We start from the raw sequence: 18,278 nt of genomic DNA, 5'->3' as shown, positions 1-18,278 counted from the left end.
AAATGATCTCTGCACGACGATGATTCAATCTCGCGTGTAATAAAGCCCGCTAATGCGGGCTTTATTACTTCAACGCCAAAGATGATGGATGAGTTTAATCATTCTGTTTAAGAGATCTTGCTCCAAGCAGTTTTACCTGCGTATTTCTTCACAGCCGCTTCATCAAACTCAAATCCCAAACCAGGTGTTTTATGCAGAATCAAGTCGCCATTTTTAAAGGTGAGTTGTTTATTGATTAATCTACGGAAATTAAGTGCCTGATCATCCAAAAAGAACTCAACAAAGCGTGCATTCGGGGTGGCGGCGACTAATGGCGCATGCAAGTCGTGCATCCAATGCGGGCCAGACTGTCACGCCTTTTAAATCTGCATAAGCAGAAATTCTTCTCCATTCGGTAATACCTCCACAAACTGCAGCATCTGACTGCAGAATAGCGGCACCACCAGAATTTATGAGCTCCCTAAATCGCCAACGCCCAGCCTCCATCTCACCAGTGGCAACATTTATTTTGGTTTGACGCGCCAATGCCGCGTGCAAAGCAATTGCGTCGGGCGAGAAAGGCTCTTCAATCCAATAAGGGTTATAAGCTTCAAAACGTCTTACATATTCAAGAGCGGTTGGCAAAAATCACGCCAAGCATTATTCGCATCTAAGGTAAGCAATACATCCTCGCCAATGGCTTTACGAGCAGCTTTAACACGGGCCTCCTCCTCGGATGGGGACAAGGCCCTACTTTCATCTTGACCGCTTTAAAACCTTGCTTAACGTAAGACTCCATTTCTTTGCCTAGCTTGGCGGGGGTCTTACCATCCAAATAGTAACCACCACTGGCATAAACAGGGACACGATCATCTACTACCGAACCTAAATATTGATGGAGAGGTAGATTGACTGAACGCGCATTTAAGTCCCAAAGAGCTGTATCTAATATAGAAATGCCACGCATGACCGCGCCCGCACGTCCCTGCAAGATAGACTCGTTATACATCTTCATCCAAAGACCTTCACTACGATGGCTATTTTGACCAATGAGTTTTGGGGCTAGTATTGCTCTACAGCAACCTTAGCAATATCACCACCAGCGCTACCGACATAACAAAAACCGATACCCTCAACACCATCCTTACTGCGAACTTTCACTAAACAGCAATGACGCTCAGAAACTGTACGTGTAAAAAATGAAGTGACTTTGTCCAGCGGCACCGCTACTGAGGAAACTTGAATAGATTCGATAATCGGCATCTAAACTCCTTAATCAAAAAATGATTGTATCGAGAATTTAATTTGCCGACAGGAGTGCGAATAGGGAATAATCCATTCATTCTATTCAGAGTGTACGGATCAAATATGAGTAAAGTGGTGGTCATCGGAACAGGAACCATGGGTAGCGGAATAGCTGCTGGTTTTATAGCTAGCGGCACGGATACCGTCATCTTCGGTCGTACTACAGAGAAGGCTTTAGTTTGCGTGGATGATATTCGGTCATACGCAGATTCGATTAATCCTAAGCGGTCTCGAACCAATCCTCAAATACAGAGTGGATATTTTGAGTCTTGGGAAGACTGGGCTGGCGTAGATTTAGTGATTAAGACGGTATCGGAGCAATTGGATCTTAAAAAGAAAATTTTTGCTGATCTTGACCAGCGTATACCCCCGTATATTCCAATAGGCAGCAATAGCTCAGGCTTCCTTAGCGATATTGCTAAGGACCTAGCAACAGCACATCGCATGTTTAATACCCACTACTTTATGCCTGCGCATATCGTGCCACTAGTAGAAATTGTTGTCGGAGAGCACCCAGATCTCGCTCTTGCAGAAAAGCTATGTGAGTTTTATCGCACACATAACATGAAGCCAGTGCTTGTTAAAAAAGATATTCCTGGATTTTTAGCGAACTGAATTCAACATGCATTGATGCGCGAAGCTCTCTCCCTTATTGAGGAAGGCATTGCTACCCCCGATGACATTGATACTGTCGTGCGTTACAGCTTTGGTTTTCGCTATGCCGCTGTTGGACCGATGACCCAGAAAGAAATTTCGGGCTGGGAAGGAATGACCTTAGCCGCAGAATTGATATACCCCTCCTTATCCAACGTCACTAAACCGCCCAGTTGTGTAACGAATTTGGTTAAAAGTGGCAAAACTGGCATTGTCAAAGGTGCCGGATTTAGAACATGGACAGCCGATGAAGCAGCCATAACGAAGCATAATTACGAACAAAGATTAAAAGCAGCTTTTGAAGTTTTGAAAATAGCGCCCGATAAAAACTAAATTCAATTTGCTGCAGCACGGCAAATTTATTCGTGTGTACGCTCACATTATTAGATAATCCTAGGGTGAACAAAAAAGCATCTTTTAGCTCCTGGTTTATCAAGGGAGTAATCATTTTCTCTGGCTGCGCCTTCCTTAGCTCAACTCCGGGCCTGACTTATGCGGCTCAAGCCCAAGGTTCCGATCAAGCTCGCAAGAAGGTGACTGTCCAAACCTCCAAACAACTTGGCTTTAGGGATAAGTCCGCAGGGCCAGACTCAAAAATCAGCAGCATGAGCTTGAATCCTTCCTTATTTCAGCGCAAAGCCCCTGATAAACTCATGCTAGATAGCGACGCAAATTTAGATTACCGCGTTGCGCAAGGCTGCCTAAGACGCAGCTTCAACGAAGACAATTTACCAGAGAGCATTGGGATTATTAACCGTCAGTTTTCTGAATTCTTTAAGACCCAAACCAAAACATTTTTTGATCGCATGCGCGGTGACTGCATTCCTTATGCAGTTACTTTTGGCAGTCGCAATCGCTTTGATTCTTTAAGCATCATGAATGGCCCAATCCAAGACAGCAAGACTGAGGTATGGACATTTACCCCTTCAGCAGTTGGTGGATTTTTAATTCAACAAGACTATCTAAGAGATGAGTCTAAGCGCTTGACTGAAATTCGCATTCCTTTAAGGGATGTCTTGTACGACCCACGAAAAGTCAGCGACCAACTTCCGGTTGAGCTAGTTTGGGAATTGAACTCATTAATAAAGCAAATTTATCCAGAAAAAAATAACTCGCTTGAAAATACTAACAGCGTTGTACGCTTGATTGTGGACTTTGGTGATCGGGAAAATTGGGCTCAAATCTGGGCGGTAGAAATTATTGATCCCGCCACTAAAGAGGTTTTTGCAAATGCTTTTTGGCTGGAACGTAGTGGTATTCCTGGAGGTTTTTTTACAGGGACAGGCGAATCCCTTGAGCGCTCTTTCTGGACCAATCCATTGAGTTATAGGCGGATATCCAGGGGTGTTGGAATGGTACGGGCAGGCAACAGCAAGCGAAGTAAAGCCCCTGCATCTGTAGCTAAGGCGTCTGCACCGGATACTAAACAACGTTATCGCGCCCACATGGGCATTGACTATTCCGCACCTATTGGGACACCTGTCTTTAGTGTTGCCAATGGCAAAGTAGCGCATATCGGTTATAGCGGCGCATTTGGTAACTTGATTGTTCTAGAGCATCCTGGAAGCTACCATACCTACTACGCTCACTTAAATAGCTACAACGTTGAACTCGAATTAGGCAATGAGGTGCGAAGAGGGTTAGAAATTGGTTACGTAGGGTCGACCGGCCGATCGACTGGACCTCATCTTCATTTCGAATTAAGAAAAAATGGCGTCTATGTTGATCCTTACGGATCTCGAACCCAACTGGATTTATGGTCTATGCGCGACAACGAAAGTGGTCAGCTAACCAGGGAAATACTGTTGCTAGGAAGCCCCATAAAACAAAATTAAGTTACTAAGTTTTACGCAAGCAAGTGATGTGGGTTGCTAAAAATAAAAAGGGTCCGAGTGGACCCTTTGTGCTAAATGCTAAGAGGTTTATCCTAAACCAACACTGGCAAAGTTGAATGCACGATGACTTCATGTGTTTCGCTACCCAACAAAATACCTTTGATACCTGTGCGTTTATGAGACGCCATTACGATCATATCTACTTTAGCTTTTTTGGCACCCTGCAAAATTCCTTCGGATAAATTGCTGTTGGCGATATGAAGGCTTTTAGGGTTGATGTCAGCGCCTAATGCAGTCGCAGCTTTTTCAAATACATCCTTTGCATATGCATCACACACTTTTGAATGCTCTTTTTCAGAGGTGCCATAACCCATCGTACTATCCGAATAAACCATGGGGGCAATGGATTAGATACATACACCAGCGTAACCGCCGCGCCATCAGACTTGGCTAATGCAGCCACTTTTTTCAAGGACTTTTTGCTGACATCCGAACCATCTACTGGCACCAATAAATACTTAAACATATACACTCCCCTTAAGTTGAACTACTAATCTGATCTTTGCATCATAATGCTTATTATTGGCTTATAAAAAGGCATCTTAATTGTTCAAGAATTTAGCTATCTACCTCTCGTTTTTAGTTGCATTAATTGCCATCGATTTAATTTGGCTTTTGGGTATCGCTAAAAACCTTTATCGCAACGAGATGGGCGATCTGATGGCTTACCGAGCCGAAACTTGCTTGCAAGGCTCGCTTTTTACCTTCTCTATGCGCTTGGAGCGTGTATTTTCGTAATAGTTCCCGCCCTATCAAAACAGTCCTGGATATATGCGCTGCAATATGGCGCCCTATTTGGGCTGTTTTGCTACATGACTTATGACCTCACCAATCTAGCAGTAGTCAGAAATTTTCCAGTGCAATTAGCCTTTGTAGATATTGCCTGGGGCAGTTTCGTGACGGCCTTATGTGCTGGATTTGCTTACTGGGTTGGCAATCGAATCTCTTAAGCCGCCCAAATTATTCCCCCTCATGTTTTTCCGCCCTCAACTACTAGACTCATTTGCCGGCTATAACCGCACTCTTTTTACAAAAGATGTTTTAGCTGGGCTAACGGTTGGAGTGGTGACACTGCCATTAGCACTGGTTTTTACAATTGCTAGTGGACTCAAACTAGAAGCCGGCATATTTACAGCAATCATTGCTGGTGGACTTATTTCCTTACTAGGCGGTAGTCGCGTTCAAATCGGTGGCCCAGCTGGCGCATTTATCGTCATTGTCTATGGCATCGTAGAGCGATACGGGGTTCCGAATCTTCTCCTAGCTACCGCGATGTCGGGCGTATTTTTATTTCTGATGGGATTGTTTCGCCTAGGAACGCTTGTGCGTTTCATTCCCATTGCAGTCATTGTTGGCTTTACCAATGGCATTGCTTTTCTAATCGGCCTATCCCAGATCAAAGACTTTTTTGGTCTACGCATTGAAAAAATGCCTACCCAATTTTTTCAGTCTATCCTCACCCTATACCAAGCAGCGGATACCTTTAATCCAGTTGCATTAAGCCTAGCCTGTGGAAGTCTGACTTTATTGATTCTGTGGAAACTATTTCAGAGTCGATTGGGGTGGTTAGCGCATTTGCCAGGAACCGTGATCACAATGGTGCTTGCCACCATCATTACCAGTATTTTTAATTTACCCGTAGATACCATTGGCACTCGCTTTGGCGGAATTTCGTCAAGCCTACCCTCGTTCGAGTGGATTCCCATCAGCTGGGGTAATGCCCAATACATGGTCGCGCCGGCATTAACCCTAGCGCTTTTAGGTGCGATTGAATCCTTACTCTGTGCACGCATTGCCGATGGCTTAATTCATGATCGTCATGAATCCAATCAAGAGCTAATGGCTCAGGGCATCGCGAATTTCACCATTCCATTTTTTGGAGGGATGCCAGCAACAGGTACGATTGCTCGCACGGTTACCAACGTAGAGAGCGGCGCCTCCACCCCAATCTCTGGACTCATTCATGCCTTAACCCTGCTAATTATTGTGCTGTTTGCTGCACCACTTGCTAAAAACATTCCTCTTGCTAGCCTGGCTGCAATCTTGATGTATGTCGCTTGGAATATGGGTGAATGGAGAAAATTTATTGAACTTAAACAATTCCGTCTACCGTACCGAATCACCATCCTGAGCGTCTTTTTCCTCACCGTCATCTTGGATCTCACTATTGCAGTGGAAGTTGGTTTGCTACTAGCCTTTATTACCTTTATTTACCGCATATCCAGCCTATCGCGTTGTGAAACCGCTCTAGCAATAGATTACCCTAGACTTAACAATCAAGAAGGAAAAATTGATGCCTATCGTATTCATGGGGCTATATTTTTTGGGGCAGTCAAGTTACTCGAAAAAATTGAGGCGAATTTACCAACACACACACTCTTGCTGGATTTAAAAAATGTGATTTACATCGATACCTCTGGTATGGATACGCTTATGGAGCTTGCGCATCTTTGCAAACTGCGCAACGTCAAACTCATCATCTGCGGGTTAGCGCATCAACCACTTGAAATGGCCGAACGTAGTGATTTTTTTTCTACGCTACCGCCAGACTCTTTCTATCCAGATCTCATCTCCGGCATAGAGGCGGCAACCGCTTAAGAAATACAGAGTCCACCTTTTAATAAGGCCTCAGGCAAAGTCCAGGCACGATACAAACCAAAACTGCCCGCAACAATAAGCAGAGACACTGCTAAATATCGCACCCAAAGATACTGACCAAACTGAGCCAGTGCCGCAGAAAATTTTGAGATCAATAACAGATTAGGTAATGTGCCCAAACCAAATGCCAGCATGAGCGCAGCGCCTGATAAAACATCGCCTGATAAAAAAGCAAGTGGTAATACGCTATAAACCAGGCCACAGGGCACCAAACCCCAAAGCATTCCACTAAACCAACGCGCTGGCCCGCTAGCGGCACTACCAAGATATTTAGCCCAATAAGTGGCAATTTTTGCGCTAAGCCATTTTCCACCCGGCAAACTCTCCGACTTACCAGATCTATACAAACGAATACCCATCAAAATGAGCATCAAAGCTGTCAGTACAAATAAAGGGCGTTGGATTGGAATCAGGTTTTGTTGCCAAACCACCACCCCAACTGACGCTGCAATAGCCCCTAATAAAACATAGGTAGTGATGCGACCTAAATGCATGACCAATTGCAGGCGAAAAAGCTCTGATTTGGACCTCAGAGGGGCCTTAGAGGCGACCGGGCGCTCAATAGCAGCCGCTATCCCTCCGCACATGAGAGCGCAGTGCCATCCGCTAATGAGAGATCCTAGAAAAATTGCTAAAAGCAGACTGGAAGTCAGCATGAATTTCGTGAAAAATAAGTGAAATCGATGATTTTCATATTAATAGAATAAACTGCTCGTATAGATCCACTCAAATATGAATTACAAGCCCACCGATACCCCCACCAGTAAATGCTCAGTATGCGTTCTGGGTCAGTTTTGTCTACCAGTGGGGCTCAACAGTAGCGAAGTTTCCAAAATTGACTCTCTAGTCAAAGAACGCGTTCATCTCCAAAAAGGAGAAAACCTCTACCGCCATGGCGATCCGCTAAGTTCGGTCTATAGCGTTCGCTTCGGCACCCTTAAAACAGAATTCTGCCTTCAAGATGGAAGGCAGCAGGTAATTGGCTTTCATCTACCAGGAGAAATCTTAGGGCTCGATGGAATTGGTGATGGTCACTACCACTCGGATGCGATCGCGCTTGAAGAAAGTGAAGTCTGCATTATTCGTTATGAAGCATTTGAAGATTTAGCCCGTCAAATACCGGTCCTTCAAAACCAGTTTTACAAAATTATGAGTCGCGAACTGACTCAGGATCAACGCCATTTGCTTTCACTTGGTACGATGCGCGCAGAAGAAAAATTGGCAGCTTTTTTATTAAGCCTTTCGCAGCGCCTAGCAGCCCGTGGCTACCTCAACAATGAATTTGACTTACGTATGAGTCGCAATGACATTGGTAGCTATCTAGGCATCCAAATTGAAACTGTGAGTCGCATGCTTTCACGCTTCGCAGAATCAGGTCTGATTCAAATTAAGCAGCGTCATATCAAGCTAATCGATATGAATGGTCTTTATGAACTAGCGGGCATCCCAAACCCAGATCGTCTCATGGGTTTGCGCTAGCCCTGAGTTTCCAATGAAACAGGTTTAAATTAAGCCCCGATTGACTTCTTTGCCTTCTGGCGCCTCAATACCAGGCAGTATGTAAGCAGTTAATGCGCTAGACACTGCACAGAAGATCCAAATCGCAAAAAATCCAATGGTGTAAATACCTTCATCAGAAATCTCTGGGTGATGACCAAAGAACAATAAGTCTTGCGGATGTATCACCGTAAATAGCAAGCCCTCTGCCATGCCGGCCACCAAAAAGGATGGCCACAAGATCCAGATCAGCAAGCGGTACTTCATTTTGGAGCCTGCGCATCTTTTAGTTGTTCAACTTTTAAACCTTGCTTCATCACACCATCACGTAATAGTTTATCAGCATGCAAGTTGATCGCCAAATAAATAGTAATGATGCAACCAGTCATCGTAACAGCAGGACCGCTTATTAACAACCAAGGCCAAAGCTGTTTGAACCAAGGTTTATTCATCTGTTGTTCTGTCATATACATCCTCTCTCCATTGCCGTTGGCTTAACGGGGAATAATAAAAGTGGATTTCTCATTGCGGGTTCTAATTACTTCCTTATCTCCCACGCCCTCTTGCGCACTCACATCAAAATAAATTGGGTAATTCCCAGATGCATTTTGACCAATATTAGTGCTCACTTTAACTGGCAGCAATTGATTGCTAGCTGGTGCAACATTAATTTCGTAGATCTCTTTACCTTGTGAATTTAAGATCCTCAAATCATCAAGGCCGGTAGCTATTACTCGGACTTTCATTGGGTTCTCAGAAGCATTCATAATTTGAATGCGGTAAATATTTTCAATCCGTACTCCATCTACTTCGCGAGCTAATGCGCCACGATCGCGCATAACATCGACCCTGAGGGGATTTCGAGTAGCAAGGGAGACCAAGAAAGCACAGGTAAGTACGGTAATAAAGGCCGTGTAAATCAACACACGGGGGCGCAAAATATGGCGGATCGCACTCTGATTGGATTCCTTATCCTCAATGGCGCGCTCTGTCGTATAACGAATCAAGCCCTTGGGGTAATTCACCTTTTCCATCACCTGGTTACAAGCATCAATACAAGCGCCACAGCCGATGCACATGTATTGCAATCCATCTCGAATATCTATTCCTGTAGGACAAACTTGAACACAGATGCTGCAATCTACGCAATCCCCTAGACCTAGCGCCGCAGGATCAGCGGATTTACTACGACTTCCCCTAGGTTCTCCGCGCACCTTGTCATAAGTCACCAGGAAAGTATCTTTATCTACCATCACGCTTTGAAAGCGCGCATATGGACACATGTATTTGCAAACTTGCTCACGCATAAATCCAGCGTTACCCCAAGTGGCAAAGCTATAAAAGCAAAGCCAGAAGGTTTGCCATGGCCCAAGAGAAAGATGTAATAAAGATTCGCCTAGGGTTTCAATTGGCGTGAAATAGCCAATGAACGTAAAACCTGTCCAAAAAGCAATTAAAAGCCACAGAAAATGCTTGGTGATCTTGAGGCGCCATTTACGAAAACCCCAAGGCCACTCCTCTCCGTCGAGGCGAATACGTGCAAAACGGTCGCCCTCAATCTTACGCTCGATCCACATGAATATTTCTGTATACACCGTCTGTGGGCAAGCGTAGCCACAAAACAAACGTCCAGCTACTGCCGTAAAGAGAAATAGTGCTAATGCGGAGAGAATTAATAAAAGCGTTAGATAGATCACGTCTTGTGGCCACAGCACTAAACCAAAGATATAAAACTTACGCTGAATTAAATCAAAGAGGACTGCTTGACGATCATTCCAACTCAGCCAAGGTAATCCATAAAACAGTAATTGAGTTGCAAAAACAAGAATAAAACGCCAACGGGCAAAGAGCCCCGATACTGAGCGTGGGTAAATTTTTCGCCGGACCTCGTAAAGAGATTCCTCAATAACCTCTATCAGAACAGGTTTCCCACCCGGCAAAATATCTGACACTAATGACTTAGCTTACTTAGCTTCAGTTGGTTGCTTATTATTCGATAAGCCCCAAACATATGCGGTTAACAACTGAATCTTTTCAGGACTGAGCACTTTGTCTTGAGCAGGCATCTGAGCCATACGACCTTTGGTGATCGTTTCAACAATAGTTGCTTCAGAAGAGCCATACAACAAAATCTTATCAGTCAAATTCGGCGCGCCTAAAGCAATATTACCTTTGCCTTCAGGACCATGACATGCGACGCAATTAGCTTTAAATACTTCGGCACCTAGAGCTGCTTTGGAGTCATCTACCGGTAAGCCAGAGAGGCTGCGTACATAGTTAGCTACATCCACAATTTGCCTACTATCTAATTGCGGGAATGGAGGCATTACACCAGCGCGGCCATTAACAATAGACGCTTTGATATTTTCAGGTGAGCCACCATAAAGCCAATCACCATCAGTTAAATTCGGGAAACCTTTTGCACCACCAGCATCTAAACCGTGGCACTGTGCACAAGAATTCAAGAAAAGACGCTGACCCATTTCACGTGCTTTTGGATCTGCAGCAATTTGTTGGACATCCATTTGAACGTATTTTGCGTATACAGGCTTCAACTCATCATTAGCAGTTGTCATGGACTTCATGAGAGCACCGTCAGTGCTGTAACCCAAAACGCCAGGATAAGCACCTAGTCCAGGGTATAGGACCAAATAAACCAAAGCAAAGATGCATGAAAGCAAGAACATCCACATCCACCAACGTGGCAGTGGGTTATTTAACTCACGCAAATCACCATCCCACACGTGACCAGTATCGTCTACCTGACCATCCGGCTTGAGCGTGACCTTAGTCTTGCGTTGTGAAAATAATAACCAGATGCACCAAAAAATACCGACCAATGTTGCTAAGGCGATATAGGCACTCCAACCGGCACCAAGAAAGTCACTCATGATTTATCCTTACTGAATTCATCGGGAAGATCGAACGGAAGTTCGGCGGATTCTTGATTGGCAGATTGTCTTTTTAAAGACCAAGCCCACCAAACGATTCCAATAAAAAATACCAAGCCAAGCACGGTAGAAATTGCTGAGAGGTAGGGCGCGATATTTTGCATAATTTCTCAGTTTCCAAGGATTACTTGGCAACTACCTCATCAATAATGATGTATCTACGATTTACGCCCAAGCCCTGAAGATAAGCAATCAAAGCATCTTCTTCAGTCTTACCTTCCAACTCTTTAGGCGCGTTCGCAATTTGTTCGTCAGTGTATGGCACACCTAAGCGACGCATGGCGACCATATGAGAAGCAATGGTATCAGCCACAGGCTTTTGCAAATACGGATACGCTGGCATATTGGACTCAGGCACCACATCACGCGGATTACGCAAGTGAATCCGATGCCAGTCATCTGAATAGCGTCCGCCTACACGAGCTAAATCTGGACCTGTACGCTTACTACCCCATAGGAATGGGTGATCAAATACAGACTCGCCAGCTAATGAGTAAGGACCGTAACGCTCAACCTCTGAGCGTAGTGTACGAATCTGCTGCGAATGGCAACCTAAGCAACCTTCACGTTGATAGATATCGCGGCCCGCTAAACGCAAAACGGAATAAGGCTCAACACCAGGACTTGGTTCGGTTGTGGAGTGTTGGAAAAACAAAGGAACGATCTGCACCAAGCCGGCAATCGAAATTGCCGCAATGATAGCGATGATCAACCAACCAACATTACGCTCAAGCGTTTCGTGGGAGAAAAATCGACGTTGTTCTGACATGTTCTTATCCTTAATGAGCTGCTACAGACGCTTGTGGAATTGCAGCGTCAATGAATTTTTTACCAATCACAGTTTTGTAGACGTTATAAGCCATCACAAACATGCCGCTTAAGTAACACAGGCCGCCTAACAAACGAATGACATAGAAGGGATAAGTTGCTTTAACAGACTCTACGAAGCTGTAAGTCAAAGTTCCGTCTGGCTCGAATGCTCTCCACATTAAACCTTGCATTACCCCTGCAATCCACATTGCAGCGATGTAAATCACCACACCGATCGTAGCGATCCAGAAATGCAATTCGATTAACTTGGTGCTGTACATATCCTTTTGACCCACTAAACGCGGAATCAGGTAGTACAAGGAGCCGATCGTAATCATCGCAACCCAACCTAACGCGCCCGAGTGAACGTGACCAATAGTCCAATCCGTGTAGTGGGACAAGCTATTTACGGTCTTGATAGACATCATGGAACCTTCGAATGTAGACATACCGTAGAAGGACAAAGCCACTACCAAGAATTTCAAGAGCGGGTCACGACGTAACTTGTACCATGCGCCAGATAAAGTCATGATGCCGTTGATCATGCCGCCCCATGACGGCGCCAACAAGATCAAGGAGAACACCATACCCAAGGACTGAGTCCAATCAGGTAAAGAGGTGTGTTGTAAGTGATGAGGACCCGCCCACATATACGTAAAGTTCAAAGCCCAGAAGTGAACAATGGACAAACGATAAGAGTAAATTGGACGTTCAGCCTGTTTTGGAATGAAGTAGTACATCATGCCCAAGAAGCTCGTGGTCAAGAAGAAGCCTACTGCGTTATGGCCATACCACCACTGAATCATCGCATCTTGCGCACCAGCATATGCCGAGTAAGACTTGAAGAGACTTGCTGGCATCTCGATGTTATTGACGATGTGCAATACCGCAATCGTCAAAATGTAAGCGCCGAAGAACCAATTGGAAACATAAATATGCTTTATCTTACGTTTAATTACAGTACCGAAGAAGACAATTGCGTAAGCAACCCAAACAACAGTGATCAATAAGTCAATTGGCCACTCAAGTTCGGCATACTCTTTTGAGGTTGTAATGCCCAAAGGAAGGGTAATGGCTGCAGAAACAATGATCGCTTGCCAACCCCAGAAGGTAAATGCCGCCAACTTGTCACAGAAGAGACGCACCTGACACGTGCGCTGCACAATGTAATAGGACGTTGCGAATAAGGCAGATCCACCAAAAGCAAAAATCACTGCATTGGTGTGCAAAGGACGCAGACGCCCATAGCTCAACCAAGGAATGTTAAAAGTGATTTCAGGCCAGATGAGCTGGGCTGCGAGGATGACCCCCACGAGCATGCCAACAATTCCCCAGAGCACAGTAACAATGGCAAATTGGCTGATAACCTTGTAATTGAAGGTATCTTGATTACTCCCCACGGTAAGTCCCATGGTTTCTCCTTTTTTGCGACCAAACAACGACATAATCCAAACAGACCGGATTGATTATCAAAGTAAGGTTGTAAAGGGAGTTTGATCTATATCAAAAAGGGTGGGGCAAATTCAGAGGATCCTCGTAAGAAACACCCCTCTTTTCTAAAACCCACTATTTATATATTTATTTTTGAGAGTGTTCACTAACTTTTTGAGGGTTTAGGAGCATCATCATCCATCAATATTGCGTGACCAGGGCCATCTAAATCGTTAAATTGACCACTCTTGATAGACCACCGTAAAACCCAAACCAATAGTCCAACTAGAACCAAGGACAAAGGGATGAGGAGAAAAAGGCTTTCCATCCCTATAGTCTAAGCTTTTCGTAACCGCCAGGCGTTTAAAGTCACGGCAAGTGATGACAGTGACATGCCTATGCCGGCAACCCATGGATTGACCCAGCCCATCATAGCGGCCGGAATAGCAAGCAAGTTATAGATTAAAGCCCACAATAAATTTTCTTTAATAATGGTTTGAGTTTTATCGGCTAGCAATAGAGTTTTGGCTAATGAATCTAAAGATACGGCAGTCAAAATTGCATCAGCCCCTGCAGCCGCCAAAGGTGCACCCGCGCCAACTGCGATAGAGATATCAGCACGTGCAAGCAAAGGAGCATCATTAACACCATCGCCAATTGCCCAAACAAAACGCTTCTCTTTTTGTAAGCGCTCAATGTAATCGTATTTATCTTCAGGTGTACAACCTCCTTGATAATTTTCGATACTAACATGATGGGCCCACCATGCAACGGTAGCGCGATCATCTCCAGAAACTAGATGTACTTTTATATTCCTAGATTTCACAACATTTAAAAATTTCTCTAGTCCTGGTCTCGGCGTATCCAAGAAAATAAAGCTGGCTATCAAACCTTGTGAATCTGCTAAATGAACTTGACCGTATTGCCCTAATTGAACGCCCTGTTCAATTCCTAGCCACGAAGCACTTCCTAAGCGATAGGCGCCAGAACTTAAACCTTTGCCTAGCTGATTCATTACTGGGTCGCTCATTAAAGGTAAGGTTATATTTTCTGCTTGAGCAGCACGCATCAAGGAAAGTGCCAACGGATGTCTTTGACCCGCTTCTAGTGCTGCAGCTAAAGCCAAGGCGTCCTCACGTCGATAGCCAGCGCGCAGGTTGTTGATCTCCTGAAGTTCGGGTCGGCCCATGGTTAATGTGCCTGTTTTATCCAACACTAAATCAGTTGCCTTCACTAAGCCTTCCATCACATGACCACGTACGATAAGTAAGCCTAATTTAGTAACGGCGCCTTGTGCTGCTGCCATAGCGGTTGGCACGGCTAGCGATAAAGCGCAAGGACAACTCGCCACCAAAACAGATACTAAAACAGTCCATGCCCGACTTGGATCGAAATACAACCAAATTGCTGATGAAGCAAGTGCACTAAATAACAAGAAGCCAACAAAATAAGCGGTCCATTTTTCCGCAAGACTCACCATGACTGGCTTAGCAATTAATGCTTGATCTAATAAGGATGCGATGCCCGCAATCCTAGTGGATTGACCGACTGCATCAATTCTCATAAACAAAGGATTGAGAATGTTATGAGTTCCCGCATACAAACGATCACCAATTTTTTTCTCCACTGGTTTAGCTTCGCCAGTCAATAAAGACTCATCTAGAGTGCTAGCATTTTCGATGAGGATGCCATCGGCGGGAACCACTTCTCCAGGAGAAACTCGCAATACTTCACCCGGGTTGCAATTCACAACTGGAACAACTTCAATCTGTTGTGAGCTTGGGTAATTCATTGCACGCTCACAAGTTGCGGGTAATTGTTTTGCCAAAGCCTCAGCACCACCTTGAGCATCTTGCCTTGCGAGCAACTCCACATATCTAGCTGCCAATATGAAGGCCACAAACATTGTGATGGAGTCAAAATAGCTATGACCAGAACCTCTGATTAAATTTATAGTTCCAGCAATAAATGCCAATGCAAGAGCTAGAGCAATCGGGGCATCCATACCCAGCATATGGGATTTCCGAAACGACTGCACACTGCGCCAAGCAGCTTGAAATATGGGTCCTGCTGAATACACCATCACTGGAACAGTTAAAACCCAACTACTCCACCCCATCAACAATTCAAACTCGGGGGTGATATCAGCGCCGGCATACGTTGGCCATGCATACATCATGACTTGCATCATGCCTAACATGGCTACACCTAGTCTCATGAGCAATTTGCGTCGCTCTAACTTTGCTTTATCTAAAGATAATGAGGACTCAAATGGCCAAGCCTCATAACCAATGCGTTCGATTTCAAAAAGCAATCTTGCTAAGCTGGCTTCCTCTGGCGAAAAATGCACAATCACTTTTTGAGTCACGTAATTAATTTGCGCCTCCTTTACACCAGCCATGCGGCGCAAATGTTGCTCACATAACCAAACGCATGCTGCGCAGCGAATTTTCTCTAGACGTAAAGTGGTTTCAAGGCACCCCTCTTCTCCATAGGGACGCGTAAAGCGACCACGCAGTGAAGGATCATCATAAGGCTTCAGCTTTTCTGGGATCTCATTACTGATGAGATAGGCTTCTGGCTTTTCTCCAGACTGTAATCGTCTAGCATAAAAAACCTCTAAGCCCTCACCATGAATGGTTTGTGCAATTGCCATGCATCCCGGACAGCAAAATGCACGACGCTGACCGCCCAGCTCCGCTTCAATCAAGTCACTCGAAAGGATTGGACTGGAACAGTGGTAGCAAAGGAGGGTCTGTTGTTTCATCTGATGACTTATGTGCGTACTGCACTACCCCAACCTTTTCGGCGTTCGTACATCACGAAGAAAACGCCCCACATTACTACAACGATGTATGCACACACCCAAGCTACTTGGGAAGTTCGTGAACCAGATATATCTAGAACAAATCCAAAAATAGCGGGGCCTAGTAAACCACCCCCAAAACCCATTAAGGAATGCAATCCCATTGCAGCGCCCTTAATATTTTCCTGCGCACTAATCACCAATCCCGCAGTTAAGGTTGCGGAATCAGTCGTGATAAAAATTGCATGTCCGATTGCTAAAGCAACAATGAGCCACCATGAATGCCCTGTGGAACTAGCCAACGTAATGCCCATTACAGCACTGGTCATCATCACAATACAAGCCCACTTTTGACGACCTACCCGTAATGCAATTTCATTACCTAAAATAGACGAAGGTACGCCAAAGAAATTAATGACTCCTGCCAAAGTAGTGGCGGCCAAAAAGAATGTTTCTCCAGAAGCGACTACACAGAAAGCAAAGAAAGCCACAATCCAACCTCTAGAAGCAAATAGCTCTAAAGAGTGGGCGGTGTATCCAAAAATAAAGCCAGAGGTATTTTTATCTTGTAAAACCAGTTTCCACTTATCGACCGGAAAGATGTCGTGCAGACGAATATTGATTGGCCCCTTCCACTTCTCTCATACTCTAGGGCAGGAATCAACAACAACACAATCAGAAAGGCGCTGAAGGGGCCTAAAGCAAATCACACCAAATACATAGTGCCAGCCAAGGGCACTCAGAATCCAGTCAGAACACAAATAAGAAAAGCCTGTCCCAATACCAAAGAAAGCGGTGTAAAAAGCAATGTGCCGAGTTAACTCCCCTGACTGAATGCGATCAGACAAAATCTTAAGGCCCGGCATATAGGTGCCCGCAAGACCAGCGCCATTGAGGGCCATAAAAAACAGTGCCGTCCAAAAGTTATAAGCCAACAAGCTCATACCTAAAAGACCGCAAGTAGCTGTAATACCGCCAATCAAATACACCTTGCGCGCATCAACACGATCCGTCAGAGCCGTAGCTAAGGGCACCACAAGCATGTAACCAAAGAAAAATGCGCTAGCAATGAGACCTGACTGCAAATTACTGAGATGCCATTCTTCTTGGAACGTAGTCAATACAACGGCGCAACAAGCAAAACCTAATAAAGCACAGGTTTGTGCCATCAGCATCAAAAGGGTATAGCCAGCCGAACGTAAGCGCATAAATAGTCAGTAGAAACGTGGGCTTATTCTACTCGCCTAGAACACCACAGACCCGCTACACTATAAGAAACAAAATGGAGACATAATGAAAAACAAACCATTTTCAGGGCGTCTAGCGCAATTCTGCGCCTTCCTCATATTGGGAACAAGCAGCGCACTAGCGCTAGCGGATGATTCATACCCTTCAAAACCTATTAAAGCGATTGTTCCATTTGCCCCAGGAAGCGCAACTGATCAAATTGGGCGCGCTTTTGCAGCGAAGATGGCTAAGTCCTTAGGGCAAGCCCGTGGTCATAGAGAATCGGCCCGGAGCTAACGGATTGATCGGCGCAGACTTGGTCGCGAAATCACCAGCAGATAGCTATACCTTGTTATTCGGAACCAATAGCACCAATGCTGCGCTCAAAAGTCTTGTAAAAAATCTTTCGTACAACCAAGATACTGCTTTTACACTCATTGGGTATTTTGGATCAATCCCTCTCATTGTTGCCATCAACAATGATGTGCCCGCAAAATCTCTCAATGGATTTGTTGCTCTAGCAAAAGCAGATCCTGGAAAAATGACTTTTGCCTATGCAAGTACATCGCAACGTGTTTCGTCAGAAATGTTTGCAAACGTTGCTGGCATCAAAATGACTGGCGTTTCCTATAAGAGCGGGCCTAATGCCATGACTGATCTGATTGGTGGACAGGTCAATATGTTTACTGCCGACTTTGCAGTGACATTGCCGCAAGTTCAAGTTCAGGCTGGGCAAGATTCGCGGTCTCGCAGTAACCTCACTGAAACGCTCTCCAGCCATTCCGGAGCCACCCACCGTGAATGAAGCACTGGGCATTAAAGGTTACGAACTAATCGCTTTCTTTGCCGCCTTTGGACCCGCCGGCATGCCAAAAGATGCCGTGAACAAGCTGAACAAAGCAATTAATGATGCAGCTAAATCAAAAGAGTTGGTTGATCGCTTTTCTGCCATGGGTTTTGAAACTCAACCTGGCACACCTGAAGTCCTTGGACAGAAAATTAAACTAGAAACGACCAAATGGGCCAAAGCCATTAAAGAAGCGGGGATGGAGCCCGAGTAAAAGC

At 44.9% G+C, this 18,278-nt stretch carries 24 protein-coding genes and 1 pseudogene; 10 read left to right on the top strand and 15 right to left on the bottom strand.

Annotation, left to right across the window (positions count from 1 at the left end; all coding sequences use genetic code 11):
* Positions 1 to 107 precede the first annotated feature (107 nt).
* Positions 108 to 1,242, bottom strand: a pseudogene (locus DXE37_RS13270) (mandelate racemase/muconate lactonizing enzyme family protein).
* A gap of 105 nt (positions 1,243 to 1,347) precedes the next feature.
* Here DXE37_RS13270 and DXE37_RS11145 point away from each other — a divergent pair.
* The 3 genes from DXE37_RS11145 to DXE37_RS02615 are packed head-to-tail and all read left to right on the top strand — an operon-like array spanning position 1,348 to position 3,773.
* Complete coding sequence (locus tag DXE37_RS11145; protein ID WP_197713054.1) at positions 1,348 to 1,899, top strand: 3-hydroxyacyl-CoA dehydrogenase family protein; 552 nt, start codon at positions 1,348 to 1,350, stop codon at positions 1,897 to 1,899.
* A gap of 15 nt (positions 1,900 to 1,914) precedes the next feature.
* Positions 1,915 to 2,271: a 3-hydroxyacyl-CoA dehydrogenase family protein gene (locus DXE37_RS11140; protein ID WP_197713053.1), complete on the top strand. Its 357-nt coding sequence runs from the start codon at positions 1,915 to 1,917 to the stop codon at positions 2,269 to 2,271.
* A gap of 32 nt (positions 2,272 to 2,303) precedes the next feature.
* Complete coding sequence (locus DXE37_RS02615) at positions 2,304 to 3,773, top strand: M23 family metallopeptidase (RefSeq protein ID WP_197713052.1); 1,470 nt, start codon at positions 2,304 to 2,306, stop codon at positions 3,771 to 3,773.
* A gap of 92 nt (positions 3,774 to 3,865) precedes the next feature.
* Here DXE37_RS02615 and DXE37_RS02610 read toward each other — a convergent pair whose 3' ends face one another.
* Positions 3,866 to 4,168 (bottom strand): universal stress protein, encoded by a 303-nt coding sequence (locus tag DXE37_RS02610; RefSeq protein WP_269460262.1) that lies wholly within the window; start codon positions 4,166 to 4,168, stop codon positions 3,866 to 3,868.
* A complete protein-coding gene (locus DXE37_RS13265; protein ID WP_269460261.1) occupies positions 4,060 to 4,299 on the bottom strand; it encodes a universal stress protein in 240 nt (79 codons plus the stop codon). Before DXE37_RS13265 ends, DXE37_RS02610 begins: the two co-directional genes overlap by 109 nt.
* A gap of 80 nt (positions 4,300 to 4,379) precedes the next feature.
* Here DXE37_RS13265 and DXE37_RS12130 point away from each other — a divergent pair, with 80 nt between their 5' ends.
* The 3 genes from DXE37_RS12130 to DXE37_RS02600 are packed head-to-tail and all read left to right on the top strand — an operon-like array spanning position 4,380 to position 6,431.
* A complete protein-coding gene (locus DXE37_RS12130; RefSeq protein ID WP_231970975.1) occupies positions 4,380 to 4,571 on the top strand; it encodes a DUF2177 family protein in 192 nt (63 codons plus the stop codon).
* On the top strand, positions 4,514 to 4,783 hold the full coding sequence (locus tag DXE37_RS02605; RefSeq protein ID WP_231970974.1) for a DUF2177 family protein: 270 nt from the start codon (positions 4,514 to 4,516) through the stop codon (positions 4,781 to 4,783). Before DXE37_RS12130 ends, DXE37_RS02605 begins: the two co-directional genes overlap by 58 nt.
* Positions 4,784 to 4,805: 22 nt before the next feature.
* Complete coding sequence (locus DXE37_RS02600; protein ID WP_114637517.1) at positions 4,806 to 6,431, top strand: SulP family inorganic anion transporter; 1,626 nt, start codon at positions 4,806 to 4,808, stop codon at positions 6,429 to 6,431.
* Here the strand turns inward: DXE37_RS02600 and DXE37_RS02595 are convergent.
* Complete coding sequence (locus DXE37_RS02595; RefSeq protein ID WP_114636489.1) at positions 6,428 to 7,147, bottom strand: sulfite exporter TauE/SafE family protein; 720 nt, start codon at positions 7,145 to 7,147, stop codon at positions 6,428 to 6,430. The two genes, DXE37_RS02600 and DXE37_RS02595, sit on opposite strands and share 4 nt — an antisense overlap.
* Positions 7,148 to 7,223: 76 nt before the next feature.
* Between DXE37_RS02595 and fnr the strand changes: the two genes are divergently transcribed.
* Complete coding sequence (gene fnr, locus DXE37_RS02590) at positions 7,224 to 7,970, top strand: fumarate/nitrate reduction transcriptional regulator Fnr (protein ID WP_114636488.1); 747 nt, start codon at positions 7,224 to 7,226, stop codon at positions 7,968 to 7,970.
* Between the two features lie 24 nt (positions 7,971 to 7,994).
* Here fnr and DXE37_RS02585 read toward each other — a convergent pair whose 3' ends face one another.
* From DXE37_RS02585 to DXE37_RS11130, 11 genes are all read right to left on the bottom strand, one after another.
* The gene (locus DXE37_RS02585; RefSeq protein ID WP_114636487.1) at positions 7,995 to 8,255 is read right to left on the bottom strand and encodes a hypothetical protein; all 261 of its coding nucleotides are present in this window, start codon (positions 8,253 to 8,255) and stop codon (positions 7,995 to 7,997) included.
* Positions 8,252 to 8,455, bottom strand: coding sequence for a FixH family protein (locus tag DXE37_RS02580; protein ID WP_114637516.1), 204 nt, complete (start codon positions 8,453 to 8,455; stop codon positions 8,252 to 8,254). Before DXE37_RS02580 ends, DXE37_RS02585 begins: the two co-directional genes overlap by 4 nt.
* Positions 8,456 to 8,482: 27 nt before the next feature.
* Positions 8,483 to 9,940, bottom strand: a complete 1,458-nt coding sequence (ccoG, locus tag DXE37_RS02575; protein ID WP_114636486.1) for a cytochrome c oxidase accessory protein CcoG — start codon at positions 9,938 to 9,940, stop codon at positions 8,483 to 8,485.
* Positions 9,941 to 9,952: 12 nt separating this feature from the next.
* Positions 9,953 to 10,879 carry a cytochrome-c oxidase, cbb3-type subunit III gene (gene ccoP, locus DXE37_RS02570; RefSeq protein ID WP_114636485.1) on the bottom strand — a complete coding sequence of 309 codons (927 nt, stop codon included), beginning with the start codon at positions 10,877 to 10,879 and terminating at the stop codon, positions 9,953 to 9,955.
* Positions 10,876 to 11,043 carry a cbb3-type cytochrome oxidase subunit 3 gene (locus DXE37_RS02565; protein WP_114636484.1) on the bottom strand — a complete coding sequence of 56 codons (168 nt, stop codon included), beginning with the start codon at positions 11,041 to 11,043 and terminating at the stop codon, positions 10,876 to 10,878. The genes ccoP and DXE37_RS02565 overlap by 4 nt, the downstream gene beginning before the upstream one ends.
* Positions 11,044 to 11,063: 20 nt before the next feature.
* Entirely contained in the window at positions 11,064 to 11,708 is a 645-nt protein-coding gene (ccoO, locus tag DXE37_RS02560; RefSeq protein WP_114636483.1) for a cytochrome-c oxidase, cbb3-type subunit II, read from the bottom strand.
* A 10-nt stretch (positions 11,709 to 11,718) separates the two neighbouring features.
* Positions 11,719 to 13,161: a cytochrome-c oxidase, cbb3-type subunit I gene (gene ccoN, locus DXE37_RS02555; protein WP_114637515.1), complete on the bottom strand. Its 1,443-nt coding sequence runs from the start codon at positions 13,159 to 13,161 to the stop codon at positions 11,719 to 11,721.
* A 185-nt stretch (positions 13,162 to 13,346) separates the two neighbouring features.
* Positions 13,347 to 13,508 (bottom strand): cbb3-type cytochrome oxidase assembly protein CcoS, encoded by a 162-nt coding sequence (gene ccoS, locus DXE37_RS02550; protein ID WP_114636482.1) that lies wholly within the window; start codon positions 13,506 to 13,508, stop codon positions 13,347 to 13,349.
* A 9-nt stretch (positions 13,509 to 13,517) separates the two neighbouring features.
* Positions 13,518 to 15,947, bottom strand: a complete 2,430-nt coding sequence (locus tag DXE37_RS02545) for a heavy metal translocating P-type ATPase (protein WP_114636481.1) — start codon at positions 15,945 to 15,947, stop codon at positions 13,518 to 13,520.
* 8 nt (positions 15,948 to 15,955) lie between these two features.
* Positions 15,956 to 16,477, bottom strand: coding sequence for a hypothetical protein (locus DXE37_RS11135; protein WP_197713051.1), 522 nt, complete (start codon positions 16,475 to 16,477; stop codon positions 15,956 to 15,958).
* A 150-nt stretch (positions 16,478 to 16,627) separates the two neighbouring features.
* Positions 16,628 to 17,194 (bottom strand): MFS transporter, encoded by a 567-nt coding sequence (locus DXE37_RS11130; protein ID WP_197713050.1) that lies wholly within the window; start codon positions 17,192 to 17,194, stop codon positions 16,628 to 16,630.
* Between the two features lie 85 nt (positions 17,195 to 17,279).
* Between DXE37_RS11130 and DXE37_RS12125 the strand changes: the two genes are divergently transcribed.
* Genes DXE37_RS12125 through DXE37_RS12115 form a run of 3 tightly spaced genes read left to right on the top strand, consistent with a single transcriptional unit; the run spans position 17,280 to position 18,274 of the window.
* Positions 17,280 to 17,510, top strand: a complete 231-nt coding sequence (locus tag DXE37_RS12125) for a hypothetical protein (protein WP_231970968.1) — start codon at positions 17,280 to 17,282, stop codon at positions 17,508 to 17,510.
* Positions 17,482 to 18,018 carry a Bug family tripartite tricarboxylate transporter substrate binding protein gene (locus DXE37_RS12120; RefSeq protein ID WP_231970966.1) on the top strand — a complete coding sequence of 179 codons (537 nt, stop codon included), beginning with the start codon at positions 17,482 to 17,484 and terminating at the stop codon, positions 18,016 to 18,018. Before DXE37_RS12125 ends, DXE37_RS12120 begins: the two co-directional genes overlap by 29 nt.
* Entirely contained in the window at positions 17,942 to 18,274 is a 333-nt protein-coding gene (locus tag DXE37_RS12115) for a Bug family tripartite tricarboxylate transporter substrate binding protein (protein WP_331852160.1), read from the top strand. The genes DXE37_RS12120 and DXE37_RS12115 overlap by 77 nt, the downstream gene beginning before the upstream one ends.
* The last annotated feature ends 4 nt before the right edge of the window (positions 18,275 to 18,278 follow it).

Source organism: Polynucleobacter necessarius, assembly GCF_900095205.1.
Taxonomy (GTDB): domain Bacteria; phylum Pseudomonadota; class Gammaproteobacteria; order Burkholderiales; family Burkholderiaceae; genus Polynucleobacter; species Polynucleobacter necessarius_E.
Note: the sequence above shows the minus strand (reverse complement) of the source record. Positions and strands in the feature narration are given on the sequence as shown.

Coding starts and splice junctions, on each gene's coding strand:
- DXE37_RS11145 (WP_197713054.1), top strand. CDS start 1,348: ATGAGTAAAGTGGTGGTCATCGGAACAGGAACCATGGGTAGCGGAATA.
- DXE37_RS11140 (WP_197713053.1), top strand. CDS start 1,915: ATGCGCGAAGCTCTCTCCCTTATTGAGGAAGGCATTGCTACCCCCGAT.
- DXE37_RS02610 (WP_269460262.1), bottom strand. CDS start 4,168: ATGGTTTATTCGGATAGTACGATGGGTTATGGCACCTCTGAAAAAGAG.
- DXE37_RS13265 (WP_269460261.1), bottom strand. CDS start 4,299: ATGTTTAAGTATTTATTGGTGCCAGTAGATGGTTCGGATGTCAGCAAA.
- DXE37_RS02600 (WP_114637517.1), top strand. CDS start 4,806: ATGTTTTTCCGCCCTCAACTACTAGACTCATTTGCCGGCTATAACCGC.
- DXE37_RS02595 (WP_114636489.1), bottom strand. CDS start 7,147: ATGCTGACTTCCAGTCTGCTTTTAGCAATTTTTCTAGGATCTCTCATT.
- fnr (WP_114636488.1), top strand. CDS start 7,224: ATGAATTACAAGCCCACCGATACCCCCACCAGTAAATGCTCAGTATGC.
- DXE37_RS02585 (WP_114636487.1), bottom strand. CDS start 8,255: ATGAAGTACCGCTTGCTGATCTGGATCTTGTGGCCATCCTTTTTGGTG.
- DXE37_RS02580 (WP_114637516.1), bottom strand. CDS start 8,455: ATGACAGAACAACAGATGAATAAACCTTGGTTCAAACAGCTTTGGCCT.
- ccoP (WP_114636485.1), bottom strand. CDS start 10,879: ATGAGTGACTTTCTTGGTGCCGGTTGGAGTGCCTATATCGCCTTAGCA.
- DXE37_RS02565 (WP_114636484.1), bottom strand. CDS start 11,043: ATGCAAAATATCGCGCCCTACCTCTCAGCAATTTCTACCGTGCTTGGC.
- ccoO (WP_114636483.1), bottom strand. CDS start 11,708: ATGTCAGAACAACGTCGATTTTTCTCCCACGAAACGCTTGAGCGTAAT.
- ccoN (WP_114637515.1), bottom strand. CDS start 13,161: ATGGGACTTACCGTGGGGAGTAATCAAGATACCTTCAATTACAAGGTT.
- ccoS (WP_114636482.1), bottom strand. CDS start 13,508: ATGGAAAGCCTTTTTCTCCTCATCCCTTTGTCCTTGGTTCTAGTTGGA.
- DXE37_RS02545 (WP_114636481.1), bottom strand. CDS start 15,947: ATGAAACAACAGACCCTCCTTTGCTACCACTGTTCCAGTCCAATCCTT.
- DXE37_RS11130 (WP_197713050.1), bottom strand. CDS start 17,194: ATGCGCTTACGTTCGGCTGGCTATACCCTTTTGATGCTGATGGCACAA.
- DXE37_RS12125 (WP_231970968.1), top strand. CDS start 17,280: ATGAAAAACAAACCATTTTCAGGGCGTCTAGCGCAATTCTGCGCCTTC.